This is a genomic window from Acinetobacter sp. YH12135 (genome assembly GCF_013418565.1).
Taxonomy (GTDB): domain Bacteria; phylum Pseudomonadota; class Gammaproteobacteria; order Pseudomonadales; family Moraxellaceae; genus Acinetobacter; species Acinetobacter towneri.
Genome location: NZ_VPBU01000011.1, coordinates 15485 through 41105 on the forward strand (window position 1 = coordinate 15485; position 25621 = coordinate 41105).

Consider the following 25621-nt stretch of genomic DNA (forward strand, 5'->3'; position numbering starts at 1 on the left):
GGATAGAGAGGGCTATCCATTCTTTGATCAAATTAAGCGCTTACGCGGCGACGCTCAATTTCAGTCGTAGGTGCTGATTCAGTGTCTTTCACAAGTTCAACGTTGAACTGAATGAACTTAAATGGTTTATCAACACCACGACGTGCAATTTCTGCTTCATCAGTAACATCAACAGCAGTTGCAACTAAGCCATCACGTGTTGCAAATGCAAAGTCATCCCAAAGGTATTTATCACCTTCAATATTGAATTGAGTTGTTAATTTGCGATAACCAGGTGCAGATACGAAATAATGAACATGAGAAGGGCGATTACCATGACGACCAAGTTTATTCAGAACGAATTGGGTGGTCCCTTCTGGAGGGCAACCATAACCGACTGGCATAGTCGTTTGAGCGACATATTTACCATCTTGATCAGTAAAAATTGTACGACGGAGATTAAAGTCTGATTGAGACTTATCAAAGAAGGAATAATTCCCTAAGCTGTTGGCATGCCATACTTCAACTTTGGCACCTTCAATAATATTTCCCTCAGCATCCGTTACAGTACCTTCAATAAATAAGGTGTCGACTGTATCTAGTTCTGATCCATCGTCCATACGTGCGAAGCCTACAGACTCAGGTGCCCCAGCAACATAAAGAGGGCCTTCGATGGTACGAGGTGTACCGCCAGTAATACCGGCTCTAGCATCCGCTTCATCCGCACGAAGGTCTAAGAAATGTTCTAAGCCTAGACCTGCAGCAAGAAGTCCAAGTTCATTGGCTTGGCCTGCATCTGTAAAATATTCAAGACCTTTCCAAACTTCTGATTGGGATAAGTCTAGATCTTCAATTGCTTTAAATAAATCTGAAACCAAACGAACAACAACTTGCTGTACACGCGCATCTACAGATCCAGTTGCAGTGTCTACGTTCATTTTTTTAACTAAAGCATCGATTTCTTGATGGTTCATGCTACTTACTCCTTAAGTGTTTTTTGTTAATTAGGACAATTCTTACTTTTGAAAAAATCTTGTCCTAGTCCTTCTTGCTAACTGTTTTTCGTGTTTATAAATTGATCTCAAAATTTTGAAATAAATTAAGTATCATCATCTCGAATTGAAGATGGATGACGATTTAATGCCATGACTTCAATCTTCATAAACGGATAAAGTGGCAAACCTTGCAAAAGGTTATGTAGCTCTTCATTAGTTTCGACATCAAAAATACTGATATTCGAGTACTGACCTGTAACTCGCCAAATATGACGCCATTTGCCTTGGCGTTGCAGCTCTTGTGAGTATGCTTTTTCAATAGCTTTAATTTCGTTGACTTGTGCTTCAGGCAAGTCACGAGGAATATTTACATCCATTCGTACATGAAACAGCATATTCCACTCCTTAATCCGTTACAGTGTCGCTTATTTGCGGCGAAGGTTATCGATTTTGTCTTCATCCATTTCAATGCCGAGTCCTGTGCCTTGAGGCAGGTGTAATGCAAAGTCATGGTATTGCAATGGTGTTTTCAGAATTTCTTCAGTGAGCAGTAATGGGCCAAACAGTTCGGTACCAAATGCCAGATTTTCAAAAGTCGAGAACAGGTGAGCAGAAGCAATCGTTCCTACAGAACCTTCTAGCATGGTGCCGCCATACAGGTCGATCCCTGCAAGGTTAGCCACAGTGGCTACATCACGGCCTTCAAGCAAACCACCAGATTGCGCCACTTTGACTGCAAATACCGATGCTGCATTGGTACGTGCCAGTTTATAAGCACTACTTGGCCCCATCAGTGATTCATCGGCCATGATGGCAATATCAAAGCGACGAGTCAGACGTTCCATGGCATCAATATTGTCAATAGCACATGGCTGTTCGATCAGATCGACACCACCGTCTTGCAGCAGGGTAATGCCTTTAATAGCATCCAGTTCTGACCAGGCACGGTTCACATCAACACGAATAGAGACTTCATCGCCGAGAGCTTTTTTGATCGCTAGTACATGTTCAACATCGGCTTCAACCGCACGAGAACCAATTTTTAGCTTGAAGAAGTTATGGCGTTTCGCTGCCAGCATTTTCTGTGCTTCTGCGATATCTTTTTCTGTATCCCCAGAGGCCAGTACCCAAAGCACTGGAACGCTATCACGTAAACGGCCACCGAGTAGTTCAGATAAAGACAAACCTAGACGCTGTGCCTGAATATCTAGCAGGGCTGTCTGAATAGCACATTTTGCAAAACGGTTGCCATTGATGTTCTTTTTTAGAACTTGCATGGTTTGTGCAATATTCTGTTTATTCAGCGACTTCAGTAGTGGGCTAAAATATGTATCAATATTGGTTTTGATACTTTCTGGGCTTTCTTCACCATAGCCTAAGCCACCGATTGTGGTTGCTTCCCCCCAGCCAATCAACCCGTCCTGAGTTTCAATTTTGATCAGCACCAATGTTTGGGTCTGCATTGTGGCTACTGCCATTTTGTGAGGGCGTATGGTTGGGATATCGATAAGCAACGTTTCTATTGATCTGAACATATCGCTGTATAATCCATTATTCGATATTACATACCATATTTGAATTTATTTTGCGAAAATAGGCTATAAATAGTATTTTAATATACTTAAAAAGTATTTAATGGGGCGATTCAATGGAACTGAAAACTTTAAAATATTTTGTAGCTGTAGTAGAAGAAAAAAGTATAACTAAAGCTGCCTCGAAATTGTGTATGGCACAGCCTCCTTTAACGCGTCAAATTAAAAATTTAGAGGCTGAACTAGGGGTAACATTATTTGAACGAGGAATACGTCCAGTAAAAACAACAGAAGTAGGACAATATTTTTATCAGTATGCTGTTCAAATATTAACCTTGTCTGCACATGCTAAATCAATGGTAAATAGATATAAAGTAACCGATAAAACAGTACGAATAGGATATGTAAGTTCTTTATTTTACTGGAAATTACCAGAATTAATTGATTATCTTAGAAGCCACATTGGTGGTGTTAAAGTTGAGTTGGTTGAGTGTGGAACAAGAGATCAAGTTGAAGCTTTAAAACTTGGAAAAATTGATATGGGATTTGGAAGACTAGGAATTAGTGATCCTTCAATAAAAAGAAAAATTCTAGAACATGAAAAGCTTTTACTTGCAGTACATAATGAACATGCATTAGGTCACTATCATCATGAAGGCATTTACTTATCACAAATATTAAATGAAATCATATATATGTACCCTAATACCCCTAAACCAAATTTTTCAACGTTTATTCAAAATATTTTCTCTGAATTAGATCTAATACCACAAAATTTGACTGAAGTAAGGGAAATTCATATGGCACTCGGATTGGTTTCATCAGGTGAGGGAGTATGTATTATTCCAAAAAGTGCAAGCGCGATTGGTATAAAAAACTTAAAGTTTCTTCCCATCCTAGATGAGGAGGCATTTAGCCCAATTACATTGGCTTATCGAAGTATAGATAATAATGAATATATTCAGCAGATTTTAGAATACATGAGTGATTTCTAGAAATCTTTGAAATTGTATTTCTACTATTTAATAAACTTTGTAAAGGAGCTGTTGATATTTCATAAGAGGAACAAGTCAATTGATAATGAGACTGTAAATAAAACTGTGTAAACGCTTAAACTATCCCTCAACTGAAGAGGGTGTAAATAATTCTGTGTAAATACAGTTTTAAAAATACTTGGTTACACGCTCTTCAAACATGATACTAAAGCGATTCATAGCAGCTTTCCAATTCTGAATAGGCATCGTCCATTTTTTGCTTGCTGCCATAATTGCTAAATATACCACCTTTTTCACGGAATCATCAGTTGGGAAGATTTTTCTTTTCTTGGTTGCATGGCGGATAACGCTGTTCAATGATTCAATCGCATTCGTCGTGTAAATCGCTTTGCGAATATCCATAGAATAAGCGAAAAACGTGTTTAGATTCGACCAGTTGGCAAGCCATGACTTGCTGATTTGAGGATACTTCTCATCCCATTTTTGTCCAAATTCATCTAAAGCTTGTAAGGCTGCGTCTTCTGTAACAGCTTGATATATCTTTTTTAAATCGGCTGTGACAGCTTTGTAGTCTTTCCAACTCACATATTTAAGATTGTTGCGTACCATGTGGATGATACACAACTGAATATGCGTATCAGGGTAAATTGTATTGATCGCATCAGGAAAGCCTTTCAGTCCATCTACGCAGGCAATCAGAATATCCTTTAAACCACGATTTTTCAGTTCTGTAAGGACTGAGAGCCAAAATTTAGAACCTTCGTTTTCTGACATCCACATACCTAATAAGTCTTTCTGTCCGTCTGTATTGACACCTAATGCTAGATACACCGCTTTGTTAATAATCGTACTATCTTGACGCACTTTCACCACGATACAATCCATATAGACAATAGGATAAAGGGCATCCAATGGTCGATTTTGCCATTCTATTACTTGTTCTTTAACTGCATCCGTCACTTTGGAAATAAGCGTTGGGGAGACATCCGCATCGTACATTTCCTTGAATGTAGCAACAATATCTCGTGTCGTCATGCCTTTGGCGTATAGGGATAGGATTTGGCTATCCATTTGTGAACCGTACCGGGTTTGTCGGAGACCACTTTTCTTGAGAGAATGTCCCGATGAAAAAAGTAAAATACACCCCTGAAATCAGAGATAGAGCGGTTCAATTATTGATTGAATCCGAAAAAGATTATCCATCGAATTGGGCTGCAATCACAGCTATTGCACCTGAGCAGCATGCTGCGCAAGGGTTGTACTCCTGAAACACTTCGTGTTTGGTATCAAAAATATTTAGATAAACAAAATCCAGTTAAAGTACAGCAGCTTTCAGACCAAGAACGTATCAAACAACTCGAACGCGAAAATAAAGAACTGCAACGCGCCAATGAGATTCTACGTAAAGCAGCCGCTTTTTTCGCCCAGGCGGAGCTCGACCGCCCACACTAATAATGGTGGATTTTATCCAGAACAATAAAGATCGATATGGTGTTGAAGCGATTTGTAGAATTTTACCGATTGCAGCTTCGACCTATTATCGGGCTTTAGATCTCGTTGATAACCCAGAACATCGAGCGAAACGTGCTCTGCATGATTTACATCATGCAGAGCAAATCAAACATATTTGGAAAGAAAGTTTAGGTCGATATGGTGTGCGTAAGGTTTGGCAACAATTGAAACGTGAAGGTTATGTTATCGCACGTTGTACAGTTGCTCGATTGATGCAGAAGCTAGGTATACAAGGTGTTTGGCGTGGTAAGAATAAACAAACCACCCGTAGCCGAGATGATCAAAAACGAGCAGATGACTTAGTAAAACGCAATTTTAATGCAGATCAGCCTGACCCTTGCGAAGCAGTGCTTCTCAGGTCGCTGACTTCAGTGTGCCGCAGCAAGCGGCGTAAGAGATGAGGGTATGGCCCCTCGCTATCGGCTTGCAGGAGCAGGTAGCAAACCACCATAAGCGGCTTGGATCAAAAGTCCCGGTCGTGAGCGTTATGGAAAAGGCATCGTAGAGATGTCAGGTAAGAATTAGGAAGGCGAACAACAGTGAACTGCCGTTCAAGTGTCGAAAGTACTCAAATGACATCAAAACCGGGGATGGAAGTTACCCCGCGATTAGTTTGGCCGTTACCTGCTTACGGGCCATTCGGTGTCCGGCGTAGAGGCAGCGCGATCCTAATTCAGGCTCTTACGTTGAACTGCGGGAACCTTCGGTGGCGATGTCAAGCGAAAGGCACAAGCTCAAAAGGCAAGGCTGATAATAGCAATGCGTCACCAAGGGGCGGAGCAACTCGTAGTAGTGTTGAAGTTACTGTAATGGTAATGGAGCGAAGGGGTTGCATTATCCAGGTCTACGGATTTGTCAACTGTGCAAGCAGGAGGAGCAAAACTTTATGACCAAACCATTTAACATTCCTAAAGCGTTAATCTGGGAGGCATTTAAAAAAGTCAAAGAGAATGGTGGCGCTCCAGGCGTTGATCATGAATCTATTGAGCAATTCGAAAAGCATTTAAAGAACAACCTATACAAACTATGGAATCGACTTTGTTCTGGCAGTTATTTTCCACCGCCAGTTAAGGCTGTTCCGATTCCAAAGAAGTCAGGTGGCGTGCGTATACTAGGTATTCCAACAGTTGCAGATCGAGTCGCGCAAACAGCAGTTAAGCTCTTATTAGAGCCGAAAATTGATCCATTATTTCATCCAAACTCATATGGATATCGTCCGGGGCGTTCTGCCCATGATGCAATTGCGATAGTGAGGAGACGAAGTTGGGATTATGACTGGGTTGTGGAATTTGATATCAAAGGTCTCTTTGATAACATCGACCATGATTTACTAATGCGTGCACTCAAGAAACACTGTGAAATTCCATGGATTCTTTTATATGTGCAACGTTGGTTAAAAGCACCAATGCAACACATAAATGGCCATCTTTTAGAAAGGAATCGCGGCACACCACAAGGTGGTGTTGTGAGTCCTTTATTGGCGAATTTATTTATGCATTATGCTTTTGATATGTGGATTACGAAACATCTTCAAAGTGTACGGTTCTGCCGTTATGCAGATGATGGCGTAATTCATTGTCGGAGTTTATCTCAAGCCAAACTTGTTTTACAAAAGATCGATGCACGATTTCGTGAATGTGGTCTCGAATTGCATCCAGACAAGACAAAGATTGTTTATTGCCAAGATATTAATCGTCGTAAAGCATATCCCGATGTTCAATTTACTTTTCTCGGGTACACGTTTAGGCCCCGTAAGGCTGTGGACAAGTATAAAAGAGTTTATGTAAATTTCTCTCCTGCAGTCAGTCGTGATGCACTTAAAGCAATGCGACAGACTATTCGGAAATGGCATCTACATCTGATGTGTAATCGCGAATTAAGTGATTTATCTGCAATATTCAATCCAATTCTTCAAGGTTGGCAGCAATACTATGGTCGATTCCATGGTTCAGCAATGTCAGCGATCTGGCAACACATGAATGCTTATCTTATACGCTGGATGAGGCGTAAGTATAAAAACTTGGCCCGTCATAAAAGACGGGCTAGATATGCCTTAGGGCGACTTGCGCGTGATTTTCCAAATGCCTTTGTGCACTGGAAAATGGGATGTTTACCATCGGTTGGATAATGGGAGCCGGATGAGCTGAGAGGTTCATGTCCGGTTCTGCGAGGGGCTAAGGGTGAAATTCCCTTGGTCTACTCACCCGTATATTCAAACCAATTCAGGTTGGGTCTATACCGCCTTTATTATTGATGTGTTCTCACGAGCAATTGTTGGATGGAAAGTATCAACACGTATGAATACAGACATGGTGCTCGATGCATTGGAGCAAGCATTGCATGACCGAGGCATGCCAAAGAATGTGATTCATCATTCCGACAGAGGTGTGCAATATCTTTCCATTCGTTATACCCATCGTTTAGAAGCAGCAAATTTACGAGCATCAGTCGGTACGACTGGTGATTCATACGATAATGCTTTGGCTGAAACGGTGAATGGCTTATACAAAACAGAGGTGATTGAATATTTAAAAGCAGATTGGCAAGGTTTAGCAGATGTACAACTTGCGACACTAAACTGGGTAGATTGGTTCAATAAAGAACGTGTACATAGTGCACTGGGTTATGTATCACCTTTTGATTTTGAAGCAATCTACTATGATAGGACTTACGCATTGACGGATTCAAAAAAGTATTAAAATACTTTATAAAGTATCTGTGATCAGACGAATTAAACATGCTTCTACAGCAACTTGTACATTACCCATTTATATGGGCTTTCTCATGACAGAACCGAACTCTATTAGCTGCACACAACTTGCCGAGACTTATAATATCTCGCATGATAGTGTAAATCGCTTTCTAGAGCGTGAAGACTACACACCTCACGACCTATATCAAGAATCAATTCAACATATTGATAATAATAAACTTATAGTCAGTATTGATGATACTGTTTTAGATAAACCATATAGTCAACATATGGACTTAGTTAGCTATTTTTGGTCAGGCAAACACCACCGATCCGTCAAGGGTATTAATCTCATTACCTTGTATGCGACAGATCAAAATGGTCAAAATATTCCAATTAATTTCCGAATTTATGACAAATCTGAAAGTAAAACCAAGAATGATTACTTTATGGATATGTTAAGTGAAGTACTCAGTTGGGGTGCAAAGATTCAATTTATTACAGGTGATAGTTGGTATTCATCGACTGGAAATCTAAAAACCATAAGAAAATATGGTATTCGATTTATGTTTGGTATCGACTGTAACCGTAAGGTTTCCCCAGAAAAAGGACAATGGTTTCAACTGCGTTTATTGCCAGATTTCCATCAGGGTCAAGTGGTTTGGCTCAAAGATTTTGGCTTTGTACAATTATTTAAGACTCAGTTAAAAGAACAGCAGAGGTTTTATATTGTACATCAAGATGAAGATGATTTATTGTCCTTTGAGGGTTTTCATGAATTACATTCAAGTCATTGGAAAATAGAGCAATATCACCGGGTTATTAAACAGGTTTGTCATATTGAAAAGTTTCAGGTAAGACGATCTAAACTGATTTTGAATCATATTTTTTCAGCCTTGATGGCCTACGTTGAGATACAAAAGAACCAGTTTGAGCGGATCTTTGAAAATGTATATCGTTGGCAGAAGAAATTATTTAGACCAATTATCAAAAGCTTCATTGATGACTTTATTCTCGATAAAAATCATCTGCTACCACAGAGAATCTTTAAATAATAGTGCGTAAGTCCTATATGATAAGATTAATCCGTTAGGTCAGGTGGCCTAACTTAAATAAAAAGTCTCCGACAAACCCGGTACGGTTCAGGTCAGGTGGCCTAACTTAAATAAAAAAGTCTCCGACAAACCCGGTACGGTTCAAAATAAAAACTTTTCTTGATGAAAGTCAAATCTATGAATTCATACTATAAGCCTTAATTTAGTCCCCACTTAAAAACAAGTGGGGACTAAATTTATGACTACAAATAATCAGACATTCATCGCATATCTTGTGAAAAAACGAAGACCTCACACCCAAGTTGTTACTTAAATTTGAATATATTAGCGGGAAATTAGCTGTTGAATGTTTATGCAACAAAGCCATTTTCATATATATTTAACTAAGAATTAATTATTCGATTAAAAAACTTTCTTTTAATCTGGCTTGGAGAATGGAATTGCTTGTTACCCACTATAAGCCTTGGATCATGATCATACTACTGGTTTTAGCTGTCAGTTTTGCTACATATCGCTGGTGGCAAGGACCATTGCTGCCTAGTTATGAAGTCGTATCTAGTCCATTGATTCAAACAGTTGTCGCTTCAGGACGGGTAGAGAAAGTATCTCGGACTCAGATTGGTAGTGAAATTACAGGGGTTGTTCTTGAGCGATTGGTTCAAGAGGGAGATCGGGTCTCTCGAGGGGATATTCTTTTAGTACTGAAATCTGATGAAATTTCAGCGCAAGTGCGGCAGGCAGAAGCTGAATTAAAAGAACTCGAAACCACTAGACGCCCGCAAGCAGAAGTTGATTTAGCGAATGCCAAAGTACAATTAGAACAGGCTCAAAGAGAGGCGTTACGCAGACGAAATACCGAATCAGGAATATTATCAGCAGAGGAAAGGGAGAAATCGATAGAGGCAGAAAGACTCGCCCGTAATAATTTGGAATCAGCTCGATTAAAAGTTGCTTCACTTGCCCCAAATAAAGTTGAAGAGACAAAATTACGCGAACGACTCGCTGCACTACAAGCGCAACTTGCCAAGACCAAAATTCGTGCAGAAGTTTCAGGTATTATTTTAACGCGTAATGTTGAGCCAGGGGATCTGGTACAACCGAGTCAGACTCTCTTCACTATTGCACTGGATGGTGCGACTGAAATACGAGTGCCATTTGATGAACGAAATTTACCACTGCTGGCTTTACAACAAAAAGCCGCAGTGATTGCAGATGCCTATCCAAATCAATCTTTTCCTGCCCATATTAATTTTATTGCTCCAAGTATTGATGCTCAACGTGGCACAGTAGACGTCCGATTAACAGTTGATCCAGTCCCAGGTTTTCTGCGTCAAGACATGACGGTATCGGTAAATGTTGAAACCAACAAGCGCGAGCGAACCTTGGTCATTCCAAATGATGCTTTAAGCAGTATAAGTGGCAACAAGGCTATGGTTATTTTAGTAAGAGATAGAAAAATTCAACGTCATCCTATCACACTGGGTTTACGTGGTTTGGTTATGTCTGAAGTTGTAGCTGGAGTGAAAGAAGGTGATCACGTCCTTACCGATGCAGAATCAGTGCTTAAAGATGGAACTCGTGTCCGAATAGAGAAAACTAAACGTGTTTTCCAGAGTCAAACGGATCAGAAAAATAGCAAAAATGAATTACCGGTGAAATTCGATTGAAAAACTTTTTTAGGCGACTTTGGACCGAGTGGACCATCGCAATCAGTTTTTTGCGAGAGGGTCGCACACAGTCGATGATGATTACCATTGGCGTCGCGGTGGGGGTAGCGGTCATTGTGTTCATTAGCGCCTTAATTCAGGGTTTACAATCGAATATTGTAGAAAGGACTTTAGGGACACAAGCGCATATTCGTTTGCTCTCACCAGATGAGGTGAATCATATTGTGCCACCAGCAGCAGGAACACTTCAGTTGTTACTAGAAGATCAGCGTGCACAACGCTTACGTTCTATTAATAATTGGCAGCAGATTACTGGGACTTTAGATCATTTACCGGTGTTGACTGCGGTTTCTCCTGTGGTCTCTGGTCCTGCATTTGTACAGCGCGGAGATGCAATTCAATCTGTTGCATTGGTTGGTATCAACCTTGAACGTTATCAACAGATTATTCCGTTGAAGCAATATATGGTGAGTGGTGAATTACGGGTCAGTGCGGATAATGTATTAATTGGGCGTCAATTAGCCAAAGATTTGGGTGTGCAAGTCGGGAGCAAATTAAGATTAGATACTGGGCAACAGAAAAATGCAGTGGTGAATATCTCTGGAATATTTGAACTGGGCGTGCGTGAATTGGATGCGCGCTATGTCTATCTGGATTTGAAACAGGCGCAATCTTTACTTAATTTGCCTGGTGGGGTCACAGTGATTGATCTGACGATCCAAGATATTTTTCAGGCGGAGCAAATTGCCTCACAAGTTGGACGCCTGGCTGGATTAAAAGCAGAAAGCTGGATTGAAACCAATGCTCAATTAATGAATGCGATTACCGCTCAAAGTCTTTCGACCAACATGATTATTGTTTTTGTAGGGATTTCAGTCGCTTTTGGAATTGCCAGTGTGATGTCGGTGAGTGTGGTGCAACGGACTCGGGAAATCGGTATTTTACGTGCAACTGGGGCTACACAAACGCAAATTTTAAGAGTTTTCTTATTTCAGGGAGCAATTTTTGGTCTGCTTGGTTCGATGCTTGGTAGTGTTGTCAGTTATTGTCTAATTTGGGGATTTAATCAGTTTGGTCCCGGCTTGTTTTATATTTCGATTTCAATCAAGCTTATCTTGTCAGCATTATTCTTGGCGACTTTAACGGGAGTTTTGGCTGCTGCAATACCATCCCGTCGGGCTGCTGCACTCGATCCTGTGGAGGCAATTCGTCATGTCTGATTCATCTGAGGAAGTACTACGTTTAGAAGCATTGCGAAAGTCCTATAATGTTGGGCAACCTAATGAAGTGGAGGTATTACATGGAATTGACCTGTGTATTCAACGGAATGACTTTGCTGCATTAATTGGTCCTTCTGGTTCAGGCAAAAGTACTTTACTGAATATTCTTGGCTTATTAGATCAGCCTAGCTGTGGTGAGTTGTACTTGTTGGGTCAGGCAACAAGTCGTATGGATGATATGGCTCGGACAGCATTACGTGGCAACAGTATAGGTTTTGTGTTTCAATTCCATCATCTTATACAGGCCTTTACTGCCTTAAATAATGTGCTTATGCCATTAATGCTGAAGCAAGGTAAGCCAGATCAATCTGCGTTGCAATATGCCCATGAATTATTGGCCGCTGTAGGGTTAGATAAGTTCGCTGACCGTAAACCCAATGAGCTTTCTGGAGGGCAACAGCAACGCATAGCGATTGCACGTGCACTGATTACTCAGCCTGCACTATTGTTGGCCGATGAACCGACAGGTAATCTTGATACTCAAACTGCTGCGGAAATGTTTGAATTATTTCGTAAAGTTCATCGCGAACATGGCTGTGCAGTATTATTGGTGACTCATGATCCTAGATTATCGGCAACCTGTGATCGAACCATTAATTTGGTGGATGGGAGAATTCAGAGTGATTCCAAAAAATGATATAAGCTCAGTGTGAATGTGAATCACGTATCTGGGAAAAGCAGTTCAAAGCATATACCTTCTGCGCTATTAATCGCCTGATACATCCCTTGATGAAGCGTCATAATAGATGCCACAATGGATAGTCCCAAACCACCTGTTTGATGATAACTTTGTCTACTGGAACTGCATTGATAAAATCGCTCAAAGATATGCGGCAAATGTTCCAGGGCAATTTCTAAACCACTGGTCACGACCGATAGCGCAATCATAGGCAGTTTGTTGATGATCTTTCGATAGCTATGCACATAAATAGTCCGGTGCTTGCCGCCATGAATCAGGGCATTGGAGAGCAGATTATACAGAGCTTGTTGTAACTGTTCTGGATCTGCCAATAGCTCAGTTGCCTCAAGCTTTAAAACAAAATTGCAGTGTTGTTCTTCGGCTTGATACTCAAAAATGCTGAAGATATTTTCTATAAAGGATTGAAGTTGGATTTTTTGTCTGTTTAAGCAAACCTTCTGCGCATCTGCACGTGCCAGAAATAACATGCTGTCAATCATTCTTTTTAAGCGTTGATAGTCCTCTAGGTTGGAAATCAGCACTTCCTGATATTGTACGGGACTGCGTTCACTCATGAGTAAAATTTCGGTTTGTCCTATTAAATTATTCAATGGTGTTCTAAATTCATGCGCAATGTCTTCTGAAAAACGATTCAGCTGGCTATATCCCAGCTCAATACGGTCGAGCATGGCATTGATATCGGAGGCTAGTTGTGCAATCTCTTGAGGGGGATAGGGCAGATTGAGTCGCTGTTCAAGTTGCTGAATATTTATCGCATGGGTTTGTTCTCGCAGGGTTCTTAATACTTTTAATCCCAGATGGCTAGCAATAGCACAAAGGATGAAAATCGCCAAGATACCTGTGAAAACATAAATGACAAGGCTCTTTTGAAAAGGTGCAATGATGCCTAAACGTTCAGACCACTGTTTGCCTGCAATTAACAGATACGGCTGGCGATTAATTTGAATAGTTTTCCAGGCAATGCGGGTGGGATAAGCATGCGCCGATAAATCTTGGAATTGAATTTGGGGCTGATGGGTAAATTCAGGTAGAGGAATGCCAAGAGGATTAATGCTGATCAGCGCCTGATCACCCTGAATCAATAAAAACAAATTATCCTGATTTCCCAACATGTTTTGATACAGCTTCGGGCGAGCGATAATCTGTTCAATATTGCTACTGTCTTGTAGTAATATTTCCAGTCGCTCAATTCGCTCAATCAAAGCCCTATCTTGCTGAGCAATTAAAATCTGGTTGATACCCAGATAGGTCATAAATGCTACACCGCACAAGACCATTGCAGCACACCCTGTAACCAAGAGTGTTAATCGGAGTTCTAGCGAACGAATCGGTTTCAACATTATTTCTCTGCCGAAATTTTATAGCCCAAACCGCGAACAGTATGAATTAACTTTATATCATGTCCCTCATCAATTTTACTACGTAAACGCCTTACCGCTACATCAATAAAATTGGTATCGGTATCAAAATTGATCTGCCAGACTTCAGAAGCTATTTGCCTGCGCGTAATAATTTCATTCGGATGGCGCAGCAGAAAGCGCAAAAGGTTGAATTCTTTTCTACTGAGTTCTATCGACTGCTCGTTACGCCAGACTTTATGATGGATCAAATCCAATTTCAGATTGGCAATTTCTAATTGGTTTTCCTGTGCATACTGCTGGCGCCTAAGTAGACTTTTAATTCGGGCCAGTAATTCAATATAAGAAAAAGGCTTGGCCAGATAATCATCGGCGCCCAGTTCCAAACCTTTGACCCGATCAATCACCTGATCTTTTGCTGTAAGAAAAATGACCGGAATTTGGGAAAATTGTCGCAAGACTTTCAGGACTGCCCAGCCATCAATATCGGGCAACATTACATCTAATATGACTAGGCTATATGCATGCATCTTTAACTTTTCCAAACCTTCTAGTCCTGAATGGACGCATTGCGCCTCATAGCCAGATTCATTTAACCCTTTAACCAGATATGAGGCGATCTTCGCTTCATCTTCGATAATTAGAATACACATTTTGTTCAGACTCATTTTAAAGATGACAACTTTGTAATGTGATTGTCATCCTTCAAATCATTCAGGTTGTATAAGATTTTTAAAACTTAATTCAGGGCAATCATGATGAACAAACTCAAAGGGCTTATTGCAACAGTAATGCTGATGAGTAGCAGTACTTTTGCACAATCCGTTCAATTCAATCAAGTTTATTCACTTGATTCTCAGTCAGCACGAACTCTTACGGATGCTGCGGTGACTGCGTGTCAAAAAATACAGCACAATATCGCTGTGGTGGTGGTGGATCGGGGCGGAAATACGTTAATGGCAAACAGGCATGAAACTGTCGGACCGCATAATTTGGGCGCAGCTGAAAAGAAAGCCTATACCGCCTTATCGACCAAAACGGCGACTATGTTGTTAAGTCAAAATGCCAATGAAAACAAGGATGCAAAAAATTTAACCACCTTATCTAATCTACTGCTGTTGGGTGGCGGCCTACCTGTGCGTTATGAAAATCAGGTGGTCGGTGCCATTGGCGTTGCCGGAGCAGGGGGTGCAAAAAATGACCATTACTGCGCTGAAACAGCTGTTAAGTCTATTTTCAATCCTTAAGGAATTCATCATGTTTAAAAAATTATTGCCACTTTCAACACTATTGTTGACCTCAATGACTTTCGCACAAACTAACCCTTTAAGTGTGCATGTGTTGAATCTAGAAAATGGTCTACCCTCAGCTCAAGTCGAAGTGGTACTCGAAAAAAGTACTGGGAATAAATGGGTGAAGTTAAATCAGCAATATACTGGTCCTAATGGCCGTATTACTGGATTGTTTCCTGAAAATCAGAAGCTTGAAGCCGGTATTTATAAAGTTACTTTTAAAACTGAGGACTGGTTTAAAAAAAATAAGCAAGATACTTTCTTTCCTGAAGTTCCTGTAATTTTTAAGGTAGATGGAAGTGTCAGCCATTATCATATTCCTCTACTTTTAAGTCCTTATGGATATTCGACTTATAGAGGTAACTAAGACTTAACAGGGCTAGTTTAACTAGCCCTTTTATTCGTGCTGAGTCCGTAAACTAGAGAAAAATCACAAAAAATTCATGATTGTATTGTTATTCTTTTAGTCAGATTAAAGTCGATAAAGCTTATTGACGCTTCGTGATGATTAAAAACGAGAATGGTATGAATCAATTTTCTGAAGAGGACTTATCCAGAATTATAGAAATGGCTTGGGAAGATAGAACTCCTTTTGAAGCTATTTTATGTGAGTATGGTTTAAATGAAGCGGCGGTGATCCGCTTGATGCGGCAAAATATGAAAGCATCGAGTTTTAAAATGTGGCGTGGACGCGTCACCGGCCGAAAAACCAAACATCTGCAACTGCGTTCACCCGACGTGATACGGGCCTATTGTTCACGGCAATACAAGCGTTTCTAAGCGTTTGATTTTGACCGCTGTCTGGACTCACGTTTACATCGTTCAGAACAGTATCTGACTTCCTCCCAGCAGCGTTGCCATTTTTTGCGCCAAGTAAAAGGACGCAAACAGTGCATACAGATTTTTTCAGGAAAATGCTGTTTTTTCATGGTTTATAACTCATCAATCCGGCTAAGAAGTTGCTGGGCATGGCTGATAATCTGAGGCCGATCTTTAAGCTTGTCCAGCTGTCGATAGATCATGCACATACGTGGATGAGTACGGAATGTCGCTTCATGCCGGATCATGAAATACCAGTACAGGCTGTTGAAAGGACAGCTGTCTGGTTCGGTACGGGTTTTGACATTGTAGCTACAGTGCTTGCAGTAATCCGACATCTTATGGATATAATTGCCTGAAGCGGCATAGGGTTTGCTGGCCATCAACCCGCCATCGGCATGCATTACCATGCCCAAGGTGTTCGGTAGTTCTACCCATTCATAGGCGTCGGCATATACTGCCAGATACCACTCGCTAATCTGCTGCGGGTCTACACCAGTTAATAAGGCAAAATTTCCAGTCACCATCAAACGCTGAATATGATGTGCATACGCATGCTGAAAAGTATTACGGAAACACTCAGCCATGCAGTTCATCTGAGTGCGGCCAGTCCAGTAAAATTGTGGCAACGGTGTTGAGTACTGTAGCGCATTGCGGCTGGCATACTCCGGCATGTACAGCCAGTAAATTCCGCGGACATATTCGCGCCAGCCGAGGATCTGCCTGATAAAACCTTCCACTGCATTCAGTGGTGCATGACCGTCATAGTAGGCAGCTTCTGCCGCATCACAGACTTCTTTGGGCAGTAACAGACCACAATTTAGATAAGGCGAGAGCAGGCTGTGAAACAGCATGTCTGCACCCTGAACCATGGCATCCTGATAATCTCCAAAATGCGGCAAACTGTGGGTAGTGAAATGCTCCAGTGCAAGCAGAGCATTGCTACGTGTGGTGGCCCAGCGGAAGTTGTCAAGGCTGCCAGCGTGAAGCGGAAACTCGCGCTCAACCAGTTCCAGTACATCCAGATCAATCTGATCGCGTTCAAAATGAAGTGTTGGAGGCAATGGTGGAGTGCCTGACCATGCCTTGCGATTGGCGCTGTCATAGTTCCACTGTTGTCCAAGTGGCTGCTGTCTCTGCATCAAATAACCGGTCTGTTTACGCATTTCCCGGTAAAAATATTCCATGCGCAACGTCTGGTAACGGCTGGCCCAGTGCCGGAACTGTTCCGGGCTACAGAAAAAACGATCGTCATCCAGACATTGTACCGGCAGTTGCAGCTGCTGGCTCCAGTGCTGTTCAATCTGCTGCTGCAGGCGGTATTCCCCGCATCGGGTCATTACCAATTCTGTGACGGGGAAGAGCAGTTGCTGTGCCTGTACGAAATCCAGCAGGCTACGAATCGGACTGCCGGACTGAAAGGCATGGTAACGTACACGCCAGCCTTTCGCTTTGAGCTCTTTGGCAAAATGCCGCATCGCGCTAAAAATCAGGGCAATTTTCTGCGGATGATGGGCGACATAAGTCGCTTCCTCAACCACTTCGGCCATCAGGATCACATCCCGGGTACGGTCCAGCGCTTTAAGCGTAGCGAGCTGATGATGAAGTTGGTCACCCAGAATTAAACCGAAACGCATAGCCTTTCCAGACCCGATCAAAGATAGCCTAGTCTATAGCCAGCCAGTTCAATTTTTTGTGAAAATAAAAATCAACCCACATGTTGAGCCAATTCAACTCGACCAGATGATCCTCTGACATCGCATAGGAATCATAATTGCTGCAATAAAAGACTGTTCATCTCTACAATGCTAAAGCCAGTTGATGAAACTTACTTTGCATGATTTCTGAGTTCATAATTGGTGTGAAAATTATGTGATTTTAATCAAAAAGATACAAATTATTATGCTTGTAATTTAGGTGGCGTGCACCTAGTATCTGGCTAGAAGTTACTCCATGTAAGCTTCCTTAGTTTTGTCCCATACATCCCCAGTATGGGATTTTTTTAATCAGGGAATTCTCACGAGCATGCATTCAAAAGCGTATATTTTTAGACAGCAGCAATTATTGGTGGATGAGCATTTTCAGTTGCCGCAGGTAGCCAAACTGCAGCACGACTTGAACTTGACGGAAAATGGCGAGATCATTGCTCGTGACCTGAAAGAAGACGAACCGGTGCCTGAAGGTTATCAGCTGGTTCCGATCCGACAACTAGTGCAAGTCTGGAACAGACCACAATTTGAAGAGGCCAGCCGTGCGGTACAGTTACTGGAATGGCGCCGTAACCACCGCTTTTGCAGTAAATGCGGCCATGCCACCCAGCAACACGCCAGCCAGTATGCCATGGTCTGTCCATCCTGTGGCTATAACCAGTATCCACGGGTGAATTCCTGTGTGATTACCATCATTACCCGGGGCGAAGATGAAATTCTGCTGGCAAAAAATGCCCGCAATAAAACCCAAATGTACAGTCTGATTGCCGGCTTTGTTGAAGTCGGAGAAACCCTGGAAGAGGCAGTCCGCCGTGAAACCCTAGAAGAAGTTGGGCTGCAGATCAAAAACATTCAATATCTGGCCAGCCAGCCGTGGCCGTTTCCCAGCAATCTGATGATGGCCTTCAAGGCGGAATATCATACAGGGGACATTCAAATTCAGGAAAATGAACTGAGCGATGCGCAGTTTTTCAAATTTGATCAGTTACCCGAAATTCCGTTCAAGGGCAGTATTGCCTATGCCATGATTCAGCATGTGATGCATGGTACCCCTGTGGCAGATGACAGCAAAGAATGGCTTTAACCCGGAAACCAGTCTAGGACTTTTTTAGCAGCACGCCTCCTGAATCACATCATTTCGTCTTCACGCTTTGTTCACATGCTGTTGAGTTATCTTAAGCCTAAAATCAAACAAGGCTAAAAAATGAAGATGCTATTCAAGTCTGTTTTGGCAGCGACAACGCTGGCGATAATCAGCTTAAGCTTTACTACGCAAGCTGAAACGGTTCCACCTCAGGCAGTCGATCAGGTTGATATCCAGAAGTATGCTGGTAAATGGTATGAAATTGCGCATTTACCGATGTATTTTCAGCGTAAATGCGTATCGAATATCTCGGCACAATACACTGTCAATGCCGATCAGACCATGGACGTCTTAAATAGCTGCCGGATTGAAAATGGTGAAATGATAAGCTCTGAAGGGGTGGCCTATCCGCAAAATCAGGGCAACAGCAAACTGAAAGTCAGCTTTTTGCCGCCAGGTTTAAGATGGATTCCGTTTACCAAAGGGCATTACTGGGTATTACGAGTAGACCCAGAATATAAAGTGGCGCTGGTCGGTGGACCGAGTACCAAATACCTATGGATTTTGTCACGTGAACCGCAACTGGATCAAGCCACTTATCAGTCCTATCTGGATACAGCAAAATATTATGGTTATGACATCACAAAACTGATCAAATTGCCTCATTAATCTGTTACCCTTTTGCCGAACTGACCACTCTCTCTACACAGTTCGGCTTTTTTTATTTCATTTCACATAAAATTCATATCTGACTGATTACACTCATCAAATAGAATAAAGACAATCGCTTGAAAATAGGATGAGTCCATGTTGAAAAGTCTGATGCGATGGATAGACAGCTGGTCTACACCCACAGCGCCCGAAACACTGACGGCTGAAAACAGCAAGATTCAGTGGCTGAGGATTTTACCCTTTATTCTATTACATCTAGCCTGTCTCGCCGTGTTCTGGGTGGGAGTGTCGTGGTTTGCGATTGGCTTTATGCTGCTGTTCTACCTGATCCGCATGTTTTCCATCACCGCTTTTTTTCATCGTTATCTGTCACATAAAACTTTTCAGACTTCGCGTCCGGTACAGTTCCTGTTTGTGTTGATGGGTACCATGAGTGCGCAGCGTGGCCCGCTCTGGTGGGCGGCCCATCACCGTTATCACCACCGCTATACCGATACACTACAAGATCCACACTCCTCAACACATGGTTTTTGGTACAGCCATGTCGGCTGGTTTTTAAATGAATATAATTTTGCCACGCGTAAAGAAGTGATCAAGGACTGGCTGAAATATCCGGAACTGATCTGGCTGGACCGCTTCAGTTTAATTGTGGTGCTGCTGACCGCGGGAGGAATTTATGCACTCGGGGAGTGGGTGGCCATCACCTGGCCGCAACTTGGTACATCAGGCCTGCAATTGCTAGTGTGGGGCTTTGTCGTGTCTACCGTGTTACTGATCCATGCCACCTTGTGTATCAATTCACTGGCGCATCATTATGGCAGCCGAGATTTTGACACGGATGATCACAGCCGCAACAATTTATTCCTGTCGATCATTACCTTGGGCGAAGGCTGGCACAACAATCACCATTATTATGCCGGCAGTACCCGGCAGGGTTTTTACTGGTGGCAGATTGATGTGACCTATTACCTGCTGAAACTCATGTCTTTGTTCGGGCTGGTCTGGGGACTCAAGCCCATTCCGGCACGTGTCTATGACGTCAGTAAAATTGCCCGGGCTCGAAAACAGAAAAAAGCTGCCAAGACTGGCACTCCGACTATTCATTCAAAGGAATCACCATGAAAATTGCAATTATTGGTTCAGGTATTTCCGGTCTGTATGCTGCCTGGAAACTCAGCAAAGCGCATGAAGTCACAGTCTTTGAAAAGAATAACTACTTTGGTGGTCATACCGATACCCATCAGCTGAATATCGATGGTGAACAGGTTGCGGTGGACAGTGGCTTTATTGTGTTTAACGAGCATAACTATCCGCTGTTCTGCGCCATGCTAAAAGAACTTGGGATTCAATCGCAAAGCAGTGACATGGGCTTTTCGGTGAATAATCAGGTCAGTGGCTTACAGTACAATCCTTCAAAAAAATTCTCGTTATTGTTCCGACCTCAAAACTTTTTTAATGCAGATTTTCGCGCGATGTTGTCGGATCTGTTCCGTTTCTATGCGGCCAATAAAGATCTGGATGTGGGACAGGTCGATGCACAGCTAAGTATTGATGAGTATTTAAATCACCATGGTTATAGCGATGCCTTCCGTCATGAACATCTCTATCCGATGTGTGGAGCGCTGTGGTCCTGTCCGGTGGAACAGGCCGGACAGATTCCCTATAAATTTGTGGTGAGCTTTTTCCAGCATCATCGCATGTTGCAGCTCAAAGACCGTCCTTTATGGCTGACGGTCAAGGGTGGATCAGCTCGCTACGTTCGTGCCATTCAAGCCCAGTGCAATATCACCTTCCGTAAAACTGCTGTGCATCAGGTGTCTCGCAGCGCCAATGATGTACTGATTGAAACCCAACAAGGTAGCGAGCGTTTTGACTGGGTGATTTTCGCCAACCACGCCGATGACAGCCTGGAACTGCTGAAAGACCCGACCGCGCAGGAGCTGGACGTGCTAGGCAAGTTCCGCTATCAGGATAACCGCATGGTGGTACATTCCGATACCTCTATCATGCCCAAATCCCGTCGCCAGTGGGCCAGCTGGCATGTACACGTCACGCCGACTCAGGCCACTGAACAGACGCCATTCCAGCACAGTGGCACACATTATGGCTTTAGCTACTGGATGAACCAGTTGCAGAACCTGAACTGCAAAACCCAAGTCTTTGCCACCCTGAATCCTAATTTTGCCCTGAATCCGAAAAAAGTCTGGGTAGAACGACATTACCGTCATCCAGTGTTTGATGCCCCGGCGATTGAAGCACAGCAACGCTGGGTCGAGGTCAACGGCCAAAACCGCACTTCATACTGTGGTGCTTACTGGGGCTGGGGCTTTCATGAGGATGGGGCGCGTAGCGCATCATGGGTAGTCGATCAGCTATTGAAACAGGCCGAACAGGCCGCCTAGGAGCACATGATGCAGATGTATCCACTGGCGATTGCCTCTGCCGAAATCCGGCACCGACGTTATTTGCCCAAAGCCCATGCTTTTGAGACCCAGCTAACCTATCTATGGTTTGATCCGGATCAGCTCGCGACCTTTACCGGTAAATCCTGGCTCTGGTCTTCCAGCCGCTGGAATTTTCTGACCCTGGATGAGCGCGATTTTCTGAGCATGGAATGTGGTTCAATCCGGCAGAAAGTTGCACGCCTGCTAATCAAGCGGGAAAACTATCTGTTACCGCATGCCGCTTCCATCCGGGTGCTGGCCTTGCCGCGCACACTGGGTTTCCGTTTCAATTCCGTAGTGTTTTATCTGGTCTTTGGTGCCACCGACCAGTTGCTCTTTGTGCTGAGTGAAATCACCAACACACCGTGGAATGAACGACAGGTCTACATTCACGACTGCCGGAACAATGCAGACGAACATGCGCCGTACCAGAGTCACCAGTTTGACTTTAAAAAGGCCTTTCATGTGTCGCCGTTCATGCCGATGGGGCTGGATTATCGCTGGCGCTTCAGCTTTTCGGATCGGCAGAACGTGATTCATATGCAGCTGTTTGAGCAGGGAATCTTGCAATTCGATGCCACCCTGAAATTTTCCTTGCAGGCCATCACGGTTCCTTCACAGCAGCATCGCTATGCTGTAATGAAAGTTCTTGAACCCTTCAGGATGGTCAGCGGAATTTATCTGCACGCCTTTCGTTTATGGAAAAAGAAAGTTCCATTTTACCGACATCCTAAAAAAGAAAAAGGAAACACATTGCGATGAAGACACTATTCATGGGAGAGCAAAGCACACTGCCGGTGGTACTGCGCCACCTGCTGAAATTACGCCATGGTCAGCTGATTTTTAAAGGCGTCTGGAACGGGGCTGTCGGGGAAAATAGCGATTTACAGGCGGTGATACAGGTGCATGATGTTCGTCTGATGGATCTGCTGTTCCGTAATGGTGTACTGGGTGCTGCCGAAGGTTTTATCCGTGGCTACTGGAGCAGTGAAGATCTGGTCGATGTGATCCGCATTTTGGCACGTAACCGCGATGTGCTGGACCAGATGAATCAGAATGCAGTGGCCAAAGCCAGCCAGTTACTGTTAAAGGTCTGGTATAAATCGCGCAAGAATTCGATTGATGGCAGCCGCAAAAATATTGCCGAGCATTATGACCTGAGCAATGACTTTTTCAAGCTGTTCCTAGATTCCAGCATGATGTATTCCAGTGCGGTGTTTAAAGAGCCGGGCATGACCCTGGAACAGGCTTCGGATTATAAAAAAGAACTGATTTGCCAGAAACTGCAACTCAAACCGATGGATCATTTGGTTGAAATTGGCAGCGGCTGGGGCGGTTTTGCCATTTATGCGGCTCAGCATTATGGCTGTAGGGTGACTACCATTACCATTTCCAAAGCTCAGTACGATGAAGCACTCGCCCGAGTTGCTGAAGCAGGGCTGTCTCATCGGGTGTCTGTACAGCTTCAGGACTACCGTTTACTCGAGGGTAAATACGACAAATTGGTGTCCATTGAAATGATTGAAGCAGTTGGTGAGCAATATTTATCAACTTATTTCCGAAAATGCCGCGAGCTCCTCAAGCCGAATGGTCTGGCCTTGATACAGGCGATTACGATTGAAGATGCACGCTATATTAAAGCTTTAAATACGGTGGATTACATCAAGCGTTATATTTTCCCCGGTAGTTTTATTCCATGTATCAGTGTTATGACGCAAACGGCTTCTGAGCAAAAACTTCGTCTCAAACATCTGGAAGATATTGGTCAAAGCTATGCACAAACCCTGAAGTGTTGGCGTCAGCGTTTCTTGCAGCAGCATGATCAGGTACTTGGGCTTGGCTTTGATGAGCGTTTTATCCGCATGTGGGATTTTTATCTGTGTTATTGCGAAGGTGGCTTCCGCGAAGGCGTGATCAGTGATGTACATCTGCTGTTCGAAGCCAGTGCCTACTAAGCCAAGATAAAGCAGGAGGGTTGACATGCTGCTGAATTTACTGGTGCTGAATGTCTTCATTATGCTGTGTAGCTGGCTGCTGGTGACCTATAACCAGCGTGCCGGACTGGTCGATGTAGCGTGGAGTTTCAGTATTGCACTCAATGTGATTATTGCCGCTTGGGCGATTGACAGTGCACCGATGTTGGTTCGCTTATTTCTGGGACTGGCGAGTGGGATCTGGTTTTCACGGCTGACTTGGCATCTGTTACGGCGCTATGCCAGTGAAACCCAAGAAGACACGCGTTATGCCAACATGCGCCGAGCGATGGGGGAGTATCAGCATCTTGGTTTTCTGGTGTTTTTTATATTTCAGGCAGGATTGGCTCTACTGTTTTCTTACCCAATGCTGAAGCTGTTAAGTATCTCGACCGAGCAATGGAATGACTGGACTTTGGTCACTGTGATTGTGGCGGGCATGATCATGCTATCCGCTTTGATAGGCGAAAGCACTGCCGATCAGCAACTTTACCGTTTTAAGCTAGATCCACAGAATCAAGGTAAAACCATGGATCAGGGTTTGTGGAAATATTCGCGCCATCCCAATTATTTCTTTGAATGGCTGCACTGGTTTGCCTATCCGGTCCTTGGTCTGGCAGCAGGTGCCTATGGATTATGGATTTATCCGCTGCTGATGTGGCTGTTTCTGTACTACATCACCGGGATTCCCTTTAGTGAACAACAGGCGCTGGCACATCGCGGCGACAACTATAAAGACTATCAACGACGAACTTCAATGTTTATTCCGTGGCCACCCAAACAGTAGGTAAATACATGGACTTTATGATTCAACAATCTTTAAAACTGGTCGAAAGCGGCAAGCTGCCCGATTCGGTCATTCGCGCCGGCATTCGCAGCCTAAGCAAAAAACGTCTGGCACAGGAAGGACGCTTTGACCCGGCACTGGCAGCCCGGCGCTATATGGATGTGCTGCATATGCTGAAAAACAGCGAGATTGCCATCGAGACCGACAAGGCCAATGAACAGCACTATGAACTGCCCACCGCATTTTTCCAGGCAGTACTGGGCAAGCGTCTGAAATACAGTGCCAGCCTGTTTGAACATACTCATACCACGCTGGATCAGGCGGAAGAAGCGGCACTGGCCAGCTATTGCCAGCGTGCACAGTTAAAAGATGGACAGGATATTCTGGAAATTGGCTGTGGCTGGGGATCTTTGAGTCTGTATATGGCCGAGCATTATCCCAAGGCCCGTATCACGGTGGTGTCGAATTCCTCGACCCAGCGCCAGTATATTCAGGAACAGGCGCGTCTGAAAAAACTGCAGAACCTGACGGTGATCACCTGCGACGTCAATGTGCTGCAACTGGAACCCGCGTCCTTTGACCGCGTGGTTTCGGTGGAAATGTTTGAACACGTACGTAATTACCAGAAACTGTTTGAAAATATCAGCAGCTGGCTGAAAGCGGATGGTCTGCTCTGGTGCCATATTTTCTGTCACCGTTTCCTGCATTATCCGTTTGAAGTGAAAAATGAATTCGACTGGATGTCGAGATATTTCTTTAGTGGCGGACTGATGCCGGCAGCTTCGACCTTTCTGCATTTCCAGCAGCATTTGCAATTAGAGCAGCACTGGCAATGGGCCGGCACGCAGTATGAACGCACCGCAAATGCCTGGCTGGAGAACATGGACCGGAAACAGGTCGAGCTGCAGCCCCTGTTTGAACAGACCTATGGTGCAGATGCCGCCATCTGGTGGCAACGCTGGCGGATTTTCTTTATGGCCTGTGCCGAGCTGTTCGGTTATGAGCATGGACGCGAGTGGGTGATCGGTCACTTTCTGTTTAAAAAGAAAACCGTATAATTGAATGGCGAATCGGAT

The 25621-nt window shown here is 43.4% G+C and carries 24 protein-coding genes, 3 pseudogenes and 1 other annotated feature; of the genes and pseudogenes, 19 read left to right on the forward strand and 8 right to left on the reverse strand.

Annotation, left to right across the window (positions count from 1 at the left end; genetic code table 11):
* Positions 1 to 32: 32 nt before the first annotated feature.
* The 3 genes from catA to FTU70_RS07790 all read right to left on the reverse strand — a co-directional run bounded on the left by catA (position 33) and on the right by FTU70_RS07790 (position 2509).
* Positions 33 to 953 carry a catechol 1,2-dioxygenase gene (gene catA / locus FTU70_RS07780; protein ID WP_180037007.1) on the reverse strand — a complete coding sequence of 307 codons (921 nt, stop codon included), beginning with the start codon at positions 951 to 953 and terminating at the stop codon, positions 33 to 35.
* Between the two features lie 125 nt (positions 954 to 1078).
* Positions 1079 to 1369, reverse strand: a complete 291-nt coding sequence (gene catC / locus FTU70_RS07785; RefSeq protein WP_180037008.1) for a muconolactone Delta-isomerase — start codon at positions 1367 to 1369, stop codon at positions 1079 to 1081.
* A gap of 30 nt (positions 1370 to 1399) precedes the next feature.
* Positions 1400 to 2509, reverse strand: coding sequence for a muconate/chloromuconate family cycloisomerase (locus FTU70_RS07790; RefSeq protein ID WP_180037009.1), 1110 nt, complete (start codon positions 2507 to 2509; stop codon positions 1400 to 1402).
* 113 nt (positions 2510 to 2622) lie between these two features.
* Here FTU70_RS07790 and FTU70_RS07795 point away from each other — a divergent pair, with 113 nt between their 5' ends.
* Positions 2623 to 3501 carry a LysR family transcriptional regulator gene (locus FTU70_RS07795; RefSeq protein WP_180037010.1) on the forward strand — a complete coding sequence of 293 codons (879 nt, stop codon included), beginning with the start codon at positions 2623 to 2625 and terminating at the stop codon, positions 3499 to 3501.
* Positions 3502 to 3669: 168 nt separating this feature from the next.
* On the opposite strand, the pseudogene FTU70_RS07800 reads toward FTU70_RS07795, so the two are convergent.
* A pseudogene (locus FTU70_RS07800) lies at positions 3670 to 4578 on the reverse strand (IS256 family transposase); the annotation flags it as partial.
* Positions 4579 to 4625: 47 nt separating this feature from the next.
* Here FTU70_RS07800 and FTU70_RS07805 point away from each other — a divergent pair.
* From FTU70_RS07805 to FTU70_RS07835, 7 genes and pseudogenes are all read left to right on the forward strand, one after another.
* Positions 4626 to 5348: pseudogene (locus FTU70_RS07805) on the forward strand (IS3 family transposase); the annotation flags it as partial.
* Positions 4914 to 5030: a sequence feature (AL1L pseudoknot), on the forward strand. It overlaps the preceding pseudogene by 117 nt.
* A gap of 551 nt (positions 5349 to 5899) precedes the next feature.
* Positions 5900 to 7141, forward strand: a complete 1242-nt coding sequence (ltrA, locus tag FTU70_RS07810) for a group II intron reverse transcriptase/maturase (protein WP_004826931.1) — start codon at positions 5900 to 5902, stop codon at positions 7139 to 7141.
* Positions 7142 to 7220: 79 nt separating this feature from the next.
* Positions 7221 to 7712: pseudogene (locus FTU70_RS07815) on the forward strand (IS3 family transposase); the annotation flags it as partial.
* 19 nt (positions 7713 to 7731) lie between these two features.
* A complete protein-coding gene (locus FTU70_RS07820) occupies positions 7732 to 8760 on the forward strand; it encodes a transposase (protein WP_081402506.1) in 1029 nt (342 codons plus the stop codon).
* Positions 8761 to 9194: 434 nt separating this feature from the next.
* On the forward strand, positions 9195 to 10427 hold the full coding sequence (locus FTU70_RS07825; protein ID WP_171502409.1) for an efflux RND transporter periplasmic adaptor subunit: 1233 nt from the start codon (positions 9195 to 9197) through the stop codon (positions 10425 to 10427).
* Positions 10424 to 11647 (forward strand): ABC transporter permease, encoded by a 1224-nt coding sequence (locus FTU70_RS07830; protein WP_078194314.1) that lies wholly within the window; start codon positions 10424 to 10426, stop codon positions 11645 to 11647. The genes FTU70_RS07825 and FTU70_RS07830 overlap by 4 nt, the downstream gene beginning before the upstream one ends.
* The gene (locus FTU70_RS07835) at positions 11640 to 12344 is read left to right on the forward strand and encodes an ABC transporter ATP-binding protein (RefSeq protein ID WP_078194313.1); all 705 of its coding nucleotides are present in this window, start codon (positions 11640 to 11642) and stop codon (positions 12342 to 12344) included. The genes FTU70_RS07830 and FTU70_RS07835 overlap by 8 nt, the downstream gene beginning before the upstream one ends.
* 23 nt (positions 12345 to 12367) lie before the next feature.
* On the opposite strand, the gene FTU70_RS07840 is transcribed toward FTU70_RS07835, so the two are convergent.
* A complete protein-coding gene (locus FTU70_RS07840; RefSeq protein ID WP_180060434.1) occupies positions 12368 to 13750 on the reverse strand; it encodes a heavy metal sensor histidine kinase in 1383 nt (460 codons plus the stop codon).
* On the reverse strand, positions 13747 to 14418 hold the full coding sequence (locus tag FTU70_RS07845; protein WP_005177241.1) for a heavy metal response regulator transcription factor: 672 nt from the start codon (positions 14416 to 14418) through the stop codon (positions 13747 to 13749). The genes FTU70_RS07840 and FTU70_RS07845 overlap by 4 nt, the downstream gene beginning before the upstream one ends.
* A gap of 105 nt (positions 14419 to 14523) precedes the next feature.
* Here FTU70_RS07845 and FTU70_RS07850 point away from each other — a divergent pair, with 105 nt between their 5' ends.
* The 3 genes from FTU70_RS07850 to FTU70_RS07860 all read left to right on the forward strand — a co-directional run bounded on the left by FTU70_RS07850 (position 14524) and on the right by FTU70_RS07860 (position 15837).
* Entirely contained in the window at positions 14524 to 15012 is a 489-nt protein-coding gene (locus FTU70_RS07850) for a heme-binding protein (RefSeq protein ID WP_171521832.1), read from the forward strand.
* Positions 15013 to 15022: 10 nt separating this feature from the next.
* A complete protein-coding gene (gene uraH, locus FTU70_RS07855) occupies positions 15023 to 15424 on the forward strand; it encodes a hydroxyisourate hydrolase (RefSeq protein ID WP_004981585.1) in 402 nt (133 codons plus the stop codon).
* Between the two features lie 158 nt (positions 15425 to 15582).
* Complete coding sequence (locus tag FTU70_RS07860) at positions 15583 to 15837, forward strand: TIGR03643 family protein (RefSeq protein WP_078194347.1); 255 nt, start codon at positions 15583 to 15585, stop codon at positions 15835 to 15837.
* On the opposite strand, the gene FTU70_RS07865 is transcribed toward FTU70_RS07860, so the two are convergent.
* Complete coding sequence (locus tag FTU70_RS07865; RefSeq protein ID WP_078194309.1) at positions 15834 to 15986, reverse strand: DUF2256 domain-containing protein; 153 nt, start codon at positions 15984 to 15986, stop codon at positions 15834 to 15836. The genes FTU70_RS07860 and FTU70_RS07865 overlap by 4 nt on opposite strands.
* A gap of 3 nt (positions 15987 to 15989) precedes the next feature.
* Positions 15990 to 17513: a cryptochrome/photolyase family protein gene (locus tag FTU70_RS07870; RefSeq protein ID WP_180060408.1), complete on the reverse strand. Its 1524-nt coding sequence runs from the start codon at positions 17511 to 17513 to the stop codon at positions 15990 to 15992.
* Positions 17514 to 17901: 388 nt separating this feature from the next.
* Here FTU70_RS07870 and nudC point away from each other — a divergent pair, with 388 nt between their 5' ends.
* From nudC to FTU70_RS07910, 8 genes are all read left to right on the forward strand, one after another.
* Positions 17902 to 18669 (forward strand): NAD(+) diphosphatase, encoded by a 768-nt coding sequence (gene nudC / locus FTU70_RS07875; protein ID WP_180060409.1) that lies wholly within the window; start codon positions 17902 to 17904, stop codon positions 18667 to 18669.
* Between the two features lie 120 nt (positions 18670 to 18789).
* Positions 18790 to 19338, forward strand: a complete 549-nt coding sequence (locus tag FTU70_RS07880) for a lipocalin family protein (RefSeq protein ID WP_180060410.1) — start codon at positions 18790 to 18792, stop codon at positions 19336 to 19338.
* 138 nt (positions 19339 to 19476) lie between these two features.
* Entirely contained in the window at positions 19477 to 20463 is a 987-nt protein-coding gene (locus FTU70_RS07885) for an acyl-CoA desaturase (RefSeq protein WP_180060411.1), read from the forward strand.
* Positions 20460 to 21743 carry an NAD(P)/FAD-dependent oxidoreductase gene (locus FTU70_RS07890; RefSeq protein ID WP_180060412.1) on the forward strand — a complete coding sequence of 428 codons (1284 nt, stop codon included), beginning with the start codon at positions 20460 to 20462 and terminating at the stop codon, positions 21741 to 21743. Before FTU70_RS07885 ends, FTU70_RS07890 begins: the two co-directional genes overlap by 4 nt.
* A gap of 9 nt (positions 21744 to 21752) precedes the next feature.
* Positions 21753 to 22547: a DUF1365 domain-containing protein gene (locus tag FTU70_RS07895; protein WP_180025613.1), complete on the forward strand. Its 795-nt coding sequence runs from the start codon at positions 21753 to 21755 to the stop codon at positions 22545 to 22547.
* On the forward strand, positions 22544 to 23740 hold the full coding sequence (locus FTU70_RS07900) for a cyclopropane-fatty-acyl-phospholipid synthase family protein (RefSeq protein WP_179995330.1): 1197 nt from the start codon (positions 22544 to 22546) through the stop codon (positions 23738 to 23740). Before FTU70_RS07895 ends, FTU70_RS07900 begins: the two co-directional genes overlap by 4 nt.
* Before the next feature lie 25 nt (positions 23741 to 23765).
* Complete coding sequence (locus tag FTU70_RS07905; RefSeq protein WP_179995329.1) at positions 23766 to 24545, forward strand: DUF1295 domain-containing protein; 780 nt, start codon at positions 23766 to 23768, stop codon at positions 24543 to 24545.
* 8 nt (positions 24546 to 24553) lie between these two features.
* The gene (locus FTU70_RS07910; protein ID WP_005177277.1) at positions 24554 to 25603 is read left to right on the forward strand and encodes a cyclopropane-fatty-acyl-phospholipid synthase family protein; all 1050 of its coding nucleotides are present in this window, start codon (positions 24554 to 24556) and stop codon (positions 25601 to 25603) included.
* Positions 25604 to 25621: the final 18 nt, after the last annotated feature.